We start from the raw sequence: 11,875 nt of genomic DNA, 5'->3' as shown, positions 1-11,875 counted from the left end.
GACCGGCCAATGGCCGGTCCCAGGGAGAAAACAGGTAAAGGAAAGCGCCTATTTTGCTTTCTTTTCGGCCCGTTCCGCATCTATTAATTTTTTGAAAACCGTCCAAGTGGTCTCATTTTTGCGCGGGTCATCGCCTGGCGGTGGTGCCGTATATTCCGGATGATTGAGCGCAATTTCATCTTTGATCAATTGCGGCAGCTCATCGTAGCTTTTGAGCTTGGCTCCCATGGCATTAAATACCATTTGCCCTTGGCGACCGCGCATTTTCATCCATGGCATCCAATCTGAAATCCGAACCCAACTAATGGCCGGATAAGCTGTAGGATTTTTGGTATCCAATATCTCATCCGCTAACATGGTGAAGTCGAAAATTTCCATCGCATGATATTTGTTGCCGACATAATCTTGATAATCACCAGCCAATACGTTGTGATAAAATAGCGGCACTTCCAACGGCATGAACATCCATTTGCCTTGGGTATTGATATTAGGCAGTTTGTAAGGGGAGCCATCGGCACGATAAGGATAGTTCGGGCGACTGTTTACTGGATCATTGGCAATTTGCATGACCTTCACGTTTTCGCCTGTCCAGGGATTGTCCCATGTCCGCAGCACTTCATTGGTCTTGGGATCTAAGTAAAACATGACCTCCCTACTGACCTGTCGGTAACCGATGCCCCGCTTGGGATCTTCGATTTTTACGCATTGGCGAATATTCATTCCTTGACCGTTAAACAAATGACGATCAGGTTCGCCTTGCACGCGGGAATAGACTTTTCCGGACCAATAGTAGACAGCCGGAACTCCATCTGCTGTACCACATTGTGTGCGTTTCATGATTTCCAGCGCGTCTTCCGGCTTGTTCGGATCGAGTGTGCGGGCCTGTACCGTGCCTGTTGCCGTTAATGCGAAAAGGCTAGTTAAAAGGCCACCGGCTTTCAATATTCGCTTCATTGATGATTCTCCCCATCGAAAAAAAGATAAAAAATTTAACTTTCTAGTTGACTTTAGATTTGTCCGGACAAATTGTGAAGAGGCAATTTTGCTCAGACATGATATTGGACCCTATGACTGGTTTTACCAACTTCCTTTTTGTTCCTGCCAATCGACCTGAACGCTTTGAAAAAGCGCTGAATAGTGGTGCGGATCTGATATGTATTGACTTGGAAGATTCGGTCCCGGCTGACGATAAGGATAGCGCGCGCGAATCCGTTCTTGATGGGCTTAAGAGATTGGATCAGAGAAATACGGCCGTCCGAATCAACGGTTTAAAGACTGCAGCGGGACTCGCGGACCTGTTAGCTTTGTCCCAGTCTGATCATCGACCCGAACTCGTTTTCTTACCGATGGTGGAAAGCCCTACCGAAGTGGATATTGCTCATCAGATTTTGGGAGACAAGGTGAGCGGTCTTATCCCCTTGATTGAAACGGTCAAAGGTCTGCGCGCGGGGGATGCGATTGCGGCCAGCGCAGGGGTTACTGGAATGATGTTCGGAGGCGGCGATTTTTCCGCTCAACTGGGGACCAAGTTGGAATGGGAACCGCTGTTTATGGCGCGTAGCGCTTTCATTTTATGCTGTGCATCTGCCGGCGTCACAGCCATTGATGTCCCTTATGTGGATATGGGCAATGCAGAGGGTCTGTCTGAAGAAGCTCGTCAAGCAAAGATGCTTGGTTTTCATGCAAAGGCGGCGATTCATCCCAAACAATTGGACGCCATCGCAACGGCTATGAAACCAACGGAATCGGAAATTCAGGAAGCCGAAGATGCCATTCAAGCCTTTGATGCTGCCGGCGGCAAAGCGATTAGTCATAATGGCCGTATGTTAGAGGCGCCAATCATGCAACGATACCGGCATATTGTGACTGCAGTCAGATGAAAACAGTCCAATCGGTCAAGAGAATAACAGACAAGCAAACAAGGACAAATTTATGCGTGATGGAGTAATAGAGGTCAGCCCAGGACGGTTTCGCGAAACCTTTGGGCGCTATTTCGAAGATTTCGAAGTGGGGCATATTTATGAGCATCGGCCAGGTCGAACGATTACCGATACGGACAATGTACATTTCACATTGTTGACGATGAACACACATCCGGCTCATTTTGATTATGAATTTGCCAAGAAAACGGAATTTGAAAAGCCGCTCGTCTGTTCCCCTCTTACAGTCGCGCTAATGGTGGGTATGAGCGTTTCGGATACGAGCCAAAAGGCAGTGGCCAATTTGGGATGGGACAAAATCCGTCTCACCCATCCGCTGTTTCCAGGTGATACGCTTTATGCAGAGAGCGAAGTTTTGGAAAAGCGTGAATCCTCATCACGTCCAGAGCAAGGCATTGTTACGATAAAAACAATCGGAAAAAATCAGGATGATAAAGTGGTGTGCACCTTTGAACGCACCATGCTGATCTGGAAGCGCGGATTTGGCGGCGCAGACGACTAGAAAAACTGGGGGAGGGAAACCCAAGTTTGAGACATTCAGGAGTGACTAAAATGGCAACGGCAATTGATAATGCACAGCATATGATCGATCCGGAAGAAGAGCAGGCGTTCATGGACGCGATCCAGAAATGGGTTGATAGGTCGGTGAAACCCGTCGTCATGGAACATGATCACGAAGATAAGTGGCCCGAAAAGCTGGTTGGCGAAATGGCGGAGATGGGGCTTTTCGGTGCTACCATTGGGCAAGAATATGGCGGTCTGGGCATGCCTGCAACCAGCTATGCGAAAATCGTCGCAGAAATTGCCTCCCATTGGATGGCGATTACCGGAATTTTTAACTCCCATTTGATCATGGCCTGTGCCGTGGAGCGATTTGGTACGGCGGAGCAAAAGGCAAAATGGCTTCCCAAATTCGCGACCGGTGAAATTCGTGGCGGACTGGCCTTGACGGAACCCAATGCCGGGACCGATTTGCAAGCCATTCGGACGACTGCGGAACGCGATGGTGACGACTATATTGTCAACGGCACCAAAACCTGGATCTCAAATGGGATTAATGGCAGCTGTTTCGCCCTTTTGGTGAAAACCGATCCAAAGGCAGATCCGCGCTACAAGGGTATGAGCCTTATGATCGCGCCAAAGGGTGAAGGTTTTACGGTCGGTAAAAAATTCAAGAAATTGGGTTATAACAGTATCGATAGTGCAGAATTGGTGTTCGACAATTATCGCATTCCGGCGGAAAATCTTATTGGCGACGTCGAGGGTCAAGGATTTTTCCAGGCCACTGGCGGATTGGAATTGGGCCGGATCAATGTGGCTGCCCGTGGGGTTGGACTGGCCGAAGGATCTTTGCGTCTCGCTACCGAATATGCGCAGCTGCGCGAAACCATGGGCAAACCCATTGCAGATCATCAAGCAATCCAATTAAAATTGGGTGAAATGGTTACTCGGGCGCGGGCTGCACGGCTGTTAACGCTTGATGCCGCTGAAGCTTATGATCGCGGCGAGCGCTGTGATCTGGAAGCTGGTATGGCCAAATATTTTGCATCCGAAGCCGCTGTCCGCAATTCGGAAGAATCGATGCGCGTGCATGGGGGCTATGCCTATTCCAAAGAATATGAAATTGAGCGCTATTATCGCGATTCCTTGCTTATGTGCATTGGTGAAGGGACGAATGAAATGCAACGGATGATTATCTCCAAGCAATGGGTTAAAAGGAACCCTGCGTGAGTGTGAAGCAACCTCTTAAGGGCTTTCGTATCCTGTCGGCTGAGCAATATGGTGCTGGCCCTTATGGCACGATGTTTCTGGCGCAAATGGGTGCCGATGTCATCAAAATCGAACCGCCAAATGGCGGCGACACGGCGCGCCATGTAGGGCCGCATTGGTTGCGTGAGCAAGAAAGCCTCTATTTTCAAAGTTTCAATCTTAACAAGCGGTCGCTTACCCTCGATCTGCGGACCGAAGACGGGCAAGATGTTCTCCATAAGCTGGCGAAAGACGCCCATGTTGTCGCAAATAACTTACGCGGTGATGTGCCGGATAAAATTGGCCTCAACTATGCAGCGCTGAAGGATGTTAATCCGGCCATCGTCTGTGCACATATCTCTGCTTATGGACGCGGCAATGAACGGTCAAAATGGCCGGGTTATGATTATTTGATGCAAGCCGAAGCGGGTTTTTGCGCGTTAACGGGAGAGCCGGACGGACCGCCGGTGCGCTTTGGTTTGTCGATGGTTGATTTTATGACCGGAACAATGGCGGCCGTAGGATTACTCGCCGCTTTGCTGGATGCGCAGCGGTCCGGTGAAGGTTGTGATGTTGATGTGGATTTGCTGTCAGCTGCATTGCACCAAACAAGCTATCCGGCATTGTGGTATATGAACGAAGAAGATGTCACCGGCCGTGCGCCTTTTGGGGCCCATCCTTCCGCCACGCCCAGCCAGATGTTCAAGGCAGCGGATGGATGGATGTTTGTCATGGCGCAATTGCCAAAATTCTGGTCAATATTATGCGAACGGATCGGACATCAGAGTTTGGCTGAAGATCCGCGCTTCGCCACTCCGGCTGAACGGTTGACCAACCGCGGCGCTTTGTCAGATATTCTCGGCGAAATTTTCAGCGCCAAGCCCGTCGCCCACTGGTTGGATTTATTACAGGGCTTAATGCCGATCGCTCCTGTTTATGGCCTTGACCAAGCGCTTGATAATCCATGGTTAAAATCAATTGGTATGCGGGATACTGTCAGCCATCCAGATCGTGAAGATATGAATGTCTTGTCTAGCCCGATTAAGTTAAATGGAGAACGTCTTCCCAATCGTGCTGGGCCACTATTGGGCGCTGACAGTGACGTCATTTTATCAGAAGCAGGCTATGATAGGGACTCGATTGCCAATCTGCGTGCAAAAGGAATTGTCTGAACGCTCATGGCCAAATTGACCGGTATCAAAGTTGTCGACCTATCGCTTTTTTTGCCGGGTCCGATGCTGAGCATGATGATGGCAGATCATGGCGCGCAAGTGATCAAGGTTGAGCCGCCTACCGGGGACCCGGCCCGGCAAATGTATCCAATGGAAGCTGGGCAATCGGTTTGGTTCCGCAATCTCAATCGCGGCAAACAGGCTGTTGCGCTTGATTTGAAATCAGAACGCGGGTGCGCGCAACTTTGGGATTTGCTTGCGGATGCCGATGTCATGATCGAAGGTTTTCGGCCAGGCGTTATGAAGCGTCTTGGCTTTGACTATCAAAGTGTTTCAGCACGGTTTCCCCAGCTTGTTTATTGTTCGATTTCTGCCTTTGGACAGGAAGGAGAAATGGCGCATCATCCGGCGCATGATATGGCGGTCCAAGCATTGTCAGGCTTTTTATCGGTTAATGACGGGCCCGATGGTATGCCGGTCGTGCCGGGCGTGCCCTCGGCAGATATGGCGGCTGGCTTAAATGGTTTGTCGGCAGTGTTGATGGCCTTGCTCGGACGCGAGCGAACCGGGGCCGGTGATTATATCGATATTGCGATGTTTGATGCGATGTTGCCGTGGAGTGCCCATATTGCCGGGGATGCAATAAGCGGTGGCCAATCTTCTGTGTCAGCCAATCAGCGCTCCTTGGGCGGTGCTGGTTTTTACAATGTTTACAAGACTTTAGATGATAAATATGTCGTTCTCGGGGGGCGTGAGATTAAGTTCGCCCGGAATTTGCTAACCGCGCTCGATCGGCCGGAACTGATCGCTCTAGCCGAAGCGGAAGCCGGGGCCGCGCAACAGCCATTAATTGCCTTTCTGCGGGAAACATTCGCAAACAAAACCCGCGATCAATGGGTGCAGTGGTTTGCCGACAAGGACGTGGCTTTCTCGCCGGTTCTCGATTTTAGAGAAGCATTGGACCAAGATTTTGTGCGGGAAAAGGGCTTGTGGATTGAAGCCCATGGCAGCCATCAAATCGCTCCATCCTTCCGTTTTGAATCGGAAAAAAATTGGCAAGTTAGCGATGCGCCGATGTTGGACGAGAAAAAATGAACGGGGTTTCAGTCCACCTCTATGTGCATCGAATAGGCAAATCTCTCACCGGGATGGTAGCTCGCCGATATTTCAAACATGCGATCGCCTTCATCGAAATAGCAGCGCAATATCCGCAAAACTGGGTCTCCTTTTTCCAGGCCCAGGTCAGACAATATAGTCTTGGCTCCTTTGATCGCCTGAATATCTTGGGTGACTCGGGTCACGCTAACTTTTCCCAGCATTTCAATCTGTCCGAACAAGGTGGTGGCATTGACATCGATCTGGGCGACCGCTTCAGCCAAATCGGGATGAACCCAAGCTTCGGTGACTGCAATCGGCCGTTTGCGGCCAGGCTTCATCCGCTTTCCGCGAAAGGCAAACCATTCGCCATCGGCGTTGGAGCCAATTTGTTCGACCACATCTTTAGGAATGGCCGCCGTCTTGCATTTCTCAAAGCTAATCGTCGTATCTCGCGCATATTGCAGAATTTCACCAACGTTACTGAGCGGTTGGTGCAAAGCACCAGCCCGCGCCGTCGCCGGTTGGACGACCGTCCCGGAGCCGCGTTTGCGGGTGATCAATCCTTCGGCGGTAAGCTTGCGCAAAGCTTCCCTCACCGTAAAACGACTGACATCATATTTTTTGCACAAAACGGATTCGGTTGGAAAATCGCCGGGATCGGAATAGTCTCCGCGCAACACCGCTTCTCGCAATTCATCTGCAAGCTCAAGATAACGCGGCTTTTTCTTAGCCGAACGTTTCGATTTCGCAGATGCTTTAGCAGCCAATTTTTCTCTACCGGACATGGGTTAGTCTTAGGACGGGTCCTGCAATGACGCAAGAGAGCCTGACCGAGAAATTGGCAACTCATTTGATGCGCCCTGTTGATGAAGCAACCCAGCAGCGCGCGCGGCTGCATTTGCTCGATTGGTTGGGATGTGTCGCGGGTGCGCGAACGAGCGGCGTTGGCAGCTTGCCAATAGAAACCTCAGGGGTGCCGGGTTCGCGAGGATCTTGGTTGGGTAATGTTCTTGAGATGGATGATATTCACCGCTCATCCATTTTGCATCCTGGACCCGTGGTCTGGGGAAGCATATTTGGTCAATCTGTTACTGACTTTGATGATATGCTGACAGCCGCGACTAGAGGTTATGAAACGGTGATTGCTATCGGTTCGACTTTTGACGACAGACATTATTCAAATTGGCATAACACATCGACCGCTGGAATATTTGGTGCTGCAGTGGCAGCATGTTTCTCGTCTCAACAAAAGCCTTCTTTAGAAAATTTAGTCAATGCCATGGGATTGGCAGGATCAGTATCAGGTGGTCTCTGGCAGATGCGTCACGAAGATACAGTTGCGAAGCAATGGCATATTTCCCACGCTGCAGAAACCGGACGGCGTGCCGCTCGAGCCGCGCTGGAGGACGCGACCGGACCTCGCTTCATCCTTGAGGGCCCGCAAGGTCTTTACGCTGCCACATGTGAAAACCCCAAACCGATGATCTTCCCGGATCAATGGCGTATCCACGAGGTTAGCTTCAAACCCTGGGGTGCTTGTCGTCATGCCCATCCGGCGATTGATGCCGCGCTGGAACTCAAGGCCAAGCTGGGATCGCTAGATGGCGATATTCAGGTTGGAACCTATGCCGATGCCATTAAATTTTGTGATCGCCCTGATCCGAAAACCGTGTTTGATGCAAAATTCTCTCTTCAGCATGCTGTAGCGGTAGTGGCCGAACGCGGCGTGCCGCAACTGGCGGATTTTGAACCCGAAGCCATCGCATCTCTGACTGATGTTCGGGCCCGTGTTTCGGTTTCCGAAGCCGGTGGCATAACTAAGCGCTACCCCGAACATTATGGTGCACGGCTAACTTGTGGCGGGGCGCATGTTGAATTGGTAGACACGCTAGGTGATCCAGAACGGCCAATGCCAAAAGAGGGCATTATCGACAAAGCAAGAGCTTTGATCACTTGGGGTGAATTGCCATCGAGGGAGGCTGATCGCGCGGTGGATCTGGCATTAAATGGCGACGATCCAACAGCGATTAGCAAGATGCTAACCGGGTGGCTGTCATGACTACAACCCAAAAAGTTCTTGAATTCGCAATTGCCGATCATGCTTTGCCACGCACAGCCAGAGCCGCCGCTTGTCGGTTGTTCGCAGACACATTGGCCAGCGGTGCTGCTGGCGCAGCGTCGAATGAAGCACAGTCTTTGCTGGCGGCTGTACGCACTTGGGGCCAAGCCGATGAATCCAGGCTTCTGGGCCTCACAGACCGATTGCCAACCCCATCTGCCGCTTGGTTTAATGGCTTTGCGATCCATTGCCTGGAATGGGATGCTGTGCACGAACCGGCGGTGGTTCATGCCATGTCTGTTGTCGTGGCAGCCTTGTTGGCTAGCGCAGACCGAACGGATGATTGTGATGAGGATGCCTTCCTTATGGCTTTGGCAGTGGGCGTGGATATCGCGAGCGGGATGGGTATTGCAGCATCCGGCGCCATGCAATTTTTTCGTCCCGCTACCGCGGGAGTAATTGGTGCTGCCTTGGCAGTGGCGAGGCTGGAACAGCTGGCAGCCGATAAATTTGCTGACGTTCTCGGATTGGCTTATTCTCAAGCAGCCGGGACGATGCAAGCGCATTTGGAGGCTTCGATCGCTTTGCCATTGCAAATTGCCAATGCAGCCCGTGCAGCGATCACCGCGGTAGATCTCGCAAAGGCCGGAATGGACGGCCCTCACGATGTGTTGGACGGCCCATTCGGATATTTTAAATTGTTCGAACCAGGCGATCTCACGCCTTATACAAATCATTTGGGAAAAATCTGGTTGATCGAACAGGTCAGCATCAAGCCTTTCCCATCTGGTCGGGCCAGTCATGGTATCTTGGGCGCAATTGACGATATGATCCGTGATGGATCTATCGACAGTGGACAGGTCCAGTCGGTTGATATTGAAGCGCCACCGCTGATACATCGATTGGTCGGGCGACCATATAAGACGGATATGACAGCGAGCTATGCTCGGCTTTGCCTTGCCTTTCTGGTACCTTTGATGTTGCGCGATCAGATCATTGATCCGCGCTGTTTCCGCAAAGAGCAATTTGCCGATCCTGATTTGGTTCGCTTAGGCGGTAAAGTGTCTATTCGGATAGATGACAATCCTGACCATAATGCATTGTCTCCACAGAAACTGACGATTGTGCTGACCAATGGGACACGGATCGAGCGGACCATTACTGACAATTTGGGGAGTCCATCGGCTCCAATGTCGGAAAACCAAGCCCAATCCAAACGCGATCTCGCAAAATCGCTGGCGGATGGTCGTTGCGATGACCGAATTTTTACTGACCCTTTAGCCTATGCCACGGAGTTATAATGACTTTTCCGACCTATTTTGAAACTTTTGATGCACAGCAAATGCTTGCCGATTACCCCATCGGAGATGCATTTGTCGCGCGCTATACCAAAATGTCTCGCGATGAACTTTTTGCCTTACAAGAACAGCGGTTTGTGAAACTAATGAAGCGGGGATGGGAAATCCCATTTTACCAACGCCTTTGGGGCAATCAGGGCATTGAGCCAGGAGATATTCAAAGCTTAGCAGACATAACAAAATTGCCTGTTTATGATAAAACTGATCTCATGGATTCGGTTAATCAATTTCCTCCTTACGGAGATTTTGACGGGCGCGGGAACACACCGGTGGTATTCCATACGACGTCCGGAACAACCGGACGACCACAGCCGCTTATGTTTGGGCCCAAAGGGCGTGAAATCACGAATTTGTTGGTTGGTCGGATGTATCGCTGGATGGGGCTCGGGCAAGACGATGTCGTGCAATCTGTTTATGGGCATGGAATGATCAATGGCGGCCATTATATTCGTGAGGCGGTCACGCATTTTACCAATGCTCTTTTTCTAAGTGCGGGAACGGGTATTGAAACCCGGTCAATCAATCAGGTCAATTTATTGGCTGATTTCAATGTCACCTGCATGGTGGGTTTTGTGGACTACATTCGGAAATTGGCTGACGTGGCTGCCGCGGAGGAGATTTTTGACCGCGTCAATCTCAAGATGATTATTGGTCATTTGGGAACCGAAGATCGCGCGGCAACAGAAGCGGCCTGGCAAGGGGCCAAAGCCTATGATTGGTATGGGGTCGGCGATACCGGAGCCATAGCTGGCGAAGGTCCTGAAAGGGATGGCATGTATGTGTGGGAGGATGCGCAATATTTGGAATTGCTGGATGTCGATACCGGCGCAGCCGTGGCTCCGGGAGAAACCGGTGACATGGTCGTCACCTGTTTGTTCAAAGATGATATCGCTCCGTGTATTCGCTTCAATACCCATGATATCACCGAAGAGCGAACCGACAGCAACGCAACAGATATGGTTTTCAAACGGATTACTGGCTTTAAAGGGCGCAGTGATAATATGGTAAAACTGCGCGGAATTAATATTTTCCCTCACGCGATTGGGGCTATCATAGAAGGGCGGAGTGATCTCACGGGCGAATATGTTTGCCGCGTTACGCGCGATGACGCCGGCCGTGACGATATGCACGTTACCCTTGAAAGCAAAGGTAGCAGCAGTCAGGTGGAATTGGCCGAATTGCTCCGAAAGGGAATCGGAATTGAGGTGGGAGTTGCGTTGGTCGATGCCGGCGGGACTGCAAAAGATACCCAAATCGATACGCGGCAGAAACCGATTCGTCTAATCGATGAGCGTGGTTTATGATTGATTGGCGTGCCTTGGAATCTGTCAATGGGCGGTTAAATGCCTTTACCGATTTCGATGAGACAGCGACTGGCTCTGCTGGATTGTTGGCTGGAGTTACGATTGGCATAAAGGCCAATATTGCAGTCAAAGCCATGCCTTGGACTGCTGGTTGCAAATTGCATCGCGATCGCGTGGCAGACACCGACGCGGCGGTGGTTGCAAAATTGCGGGCGGCGGGCGGAACTATAATCGGCATGCTGAATATGGAAGAGGCTGCGCTCGGTGCGAAGACGGATAATCCATGGTTTGGTAAGACTTATAATCCGCATAAGGAAAATTATACCCCCGGCGGTTCATCGGGTGGAAGCGGAGCTGCGGTGGCGGCAGGTCTTTGTGATGTTGCGCTGGGCACAGACACCATGGGATCTGTCCGTATTCCAGCGGCCTATTGCGGCGTATACGGGTTTAAGCCGGCACAATCGGCGATCAGCCAAGACGGTTTGGAGCTGGCCGAACCAACAATGGATTGCATCGGGCCGCTAGCTCGAAATTTAAGTCTTTTGGAGAAAGTTGCCAGAATCATGAGCGATTTTGGAGAGAATAAGGCGATCACCGGGTCTTTAGCGACATTGGTTGAAACCGGTGTCGATTGTGAACTGGAAGTTATCGAGAATTTTCGCGATATCATGCGTTGGGCAGGGGAAACAATTGCTGTGGCGCAGCTCAATCATTCGTTGTCGCGCATTCGGTTTGCCGGGTTTATTAAAACGTCAAAAGCAATGGCAGAGCATTTCGGTGGAGAAGACCTTGAGAGTCTCTCTGATCATCTGAAAAAGTTGCTAACCTACGGTCCGAAACGCAGCGCTTTGGATTGGGATAAAGATCAGGCAATTTTAAAACAAACAGCGAAAACCATGCAGACGCTGGTTTTAAAACATGGTTTTTGTATCTTGCCGACCGCTCCGCAAGGAGCCTTTCCCCAAAGCGAAGAAGCACCGGCCAATCAAGCTGATTATACTTGTCTTGCCAGCATTGCAGACCTTCCTGCGATAACCATTCCATCTGGTTTCAATGACAATGGCATGCCCTTGGGCCTCCAGATAATCGCATCTAAGGGCTGTGAAGCGGATTTGTTTTCGTTGGCGAGGAGGCTGGATGAAAAATTAAACGGTTATCGCCGCCCTAGCACCTATTTGGAAATTTCATAAGAGGA

General features: G+C 50.8%; 11 protein-coding genes. 9 read left to right on the top strand and 2 right to left on the bottom strand.

Annotated features, from left to right (window positions below; translation table 11 throughout):
- Window positions 1–48: 48 nt before the first annotated feature.
- The gene (locus ABJU74_RS12205; RefSeq protein ID WP_348384492.1) at window positions 49–954 is read right to left on the bottom strand and encodes a DUF1838 family protein; all 906 of its coding nucleotides are present in this window, start codon (window positions 952–954) and stop codon (window positions 49–51) included.
- Between the two features lie 113 nt (window positions 955–1,067).
- Between ABJU74_RS12205 and ABJU74_RS12200 the strand changes: the two genes are divergently transcribed.
- From ABJU74_RS12200 to ABJU74_RS12180, 5 genes are read left to right on the top strand one after another with little or no spacing between them, the layout of a single operon-like run.
- On the top strand, window positions 1,068–1,880 hold the full coding sequence (locus tag ABJU74_RS12200) for a CoA ester lyase (RefSeq protein WP_348384491.1): 813 nt from the start codon (window positions 1,068–1,070) through the stop codon (window positions 1,878–1,880).
- A gap of 52 nt (window positions 1,881–1,932) precedes the next feature.
- Window positions 1,933–2,442, top strand: a complete 510-nt coding sequence (locus ABJU74_RS12195) for a MaoC family dehydratase (protein ID WP_109355237.1) — start codon at window positions 1,933–1,935, stop codon at window positions 2,440–2,442.
- A gap of 50 nt (window positions 2,443–2,492) precedes the next feature.
- Window positions 2,493–3,671 (top strand): acyl-CoA dehydrogenase family protein, encoded by a 1,179-nt coding sequence (locus ABJU74_RS12190; RefSeq protein WP_348384490.1) that lies wholly within the window; start codon window positions 2,493–2,495, stop codon window positions 3,669–3,671.
- The gene (locus tag ABJU74_RS12185) at window positions 3,668–4,861 is read left to right on the top strand and encodes a CoA transferase (protein WP_348384489.1); all 1,194 of its coding nucleotides are present in this window, start codon (window positions 3,668–3,670) and stop codon (window positions 4,859–4,861) included. Before ABJU74_RS12190 ends, ABJU74_RS12185 begins: the two co-directional genes overlap by 4 nt.
- Before the next feature lie 6 nt (window positions 4,862–4,867).
- The gene (locus ABJU74_RS12180; RefSeq protein ID WP_348384488.1) at window positions 4,868–5,956 is read left to right on the top strand and encodes a CoA transferase; all 1,089 of its coding nucleotides are present in this window, start codon (window positions 4,868–4,870) and stop codon (window positions 5,954–5,956) included.
- Window positions 5,957–5,964: 8 nt separating this feature from the next.
- Here the strand turns inward: ABJU74_RS12180 and ABJU74_RS12175 are convergent, their stop codons facing one another.
- The gene (locus ABJU74_RS12175) at window positions 5,965–6,744 is read right to left on the bottom strand and encodes a GntR family transcriptional regulator (RefSeq protein WP_348384487.1); all 780 of its coding nucleotides are present in this window, start codon (window positions 6,742–6,744) and stop codon (window positions 5,965–5,967) included.
- Window positions 6,745–6,770: 26 nt separating this feature from the next.
- On the opposite strand from ABJU74_RS12175, the gene ABJU74_RS12170 reads away from it, so the two are divergent.
- The 4 genes from ABJU74_RS12170 to ABJU74_RS12155 are packed head-to-tail and all read left to right on the top strand — an operon-like array spanning window position 6,771 to window position 11,870.
- Window positions 6,771–8,018, top strand: a complete 1,248-nt coding sequence (locus ABJU74_RS12170; protein WP_348384486.1) for an MmgE/PrpD family protein — start codon at window positions 6,771–6,773, stop codon at window positions 8,016–8,018.
- Entirely contained in the window at window positions 8,015–9,319 is a 1,305-nt protein-coding gene (locus tag ABJU74_RS12165; protein ID WP_348384485.1) for an MmgE/PrpD family protein, read from the top strand. The genes ABJU74_RS12170 and ABJU74_RS12165 overlap by 4 nt, the downstream gene beginning before the upstream one ends.
- Window positions 9,319–10,680, top strand: a complete 1,362-nt coding sequence (locus ABJU74_RS12160; protein ID WP_348384484.1) for a phenylacetate--CoA ligase family protein — start codon at window positions 9,319–9,321, stop codon at window positions 10,678–10,680. Before ABJU74_RS12165 ends, ABJU74_RS12160 begins: the two co-directional genes overlap by 1 nt.
- On the top strand, window positions 10,677–11,870 hold the full coding sequence (locus tag ABJU74_RS12155) for an amidase (protein ID WP_348384483.1): 1,194 nt from the start codon (window positions 10,677–10,679) through the stop codon (window positions 11,868–11,870). Before ABJU74_RS12160 ends, ABJU74_RS12155 begins: the two co-directional genes overlap by 4 nt.
- Window positions 11,871–11,875 lie beyond the last annotated feature (5 nt).

The organism is Parasphingorhabdus sp. (genome assembly GCF_039982415.1).
In the GTDB taxonomy this organism is placed as follows: Bacteria; Pseudomonadota; Alphaproteobacteria; order Sphingomonadales; family Sphingomonadaceae; genus Parasphingorhabdus.
The sequence above is the reverse complement of the archived record's forward strand: the minus strand, read 5'-3'. Positions and strand labels throughout refer to the sequence as shown.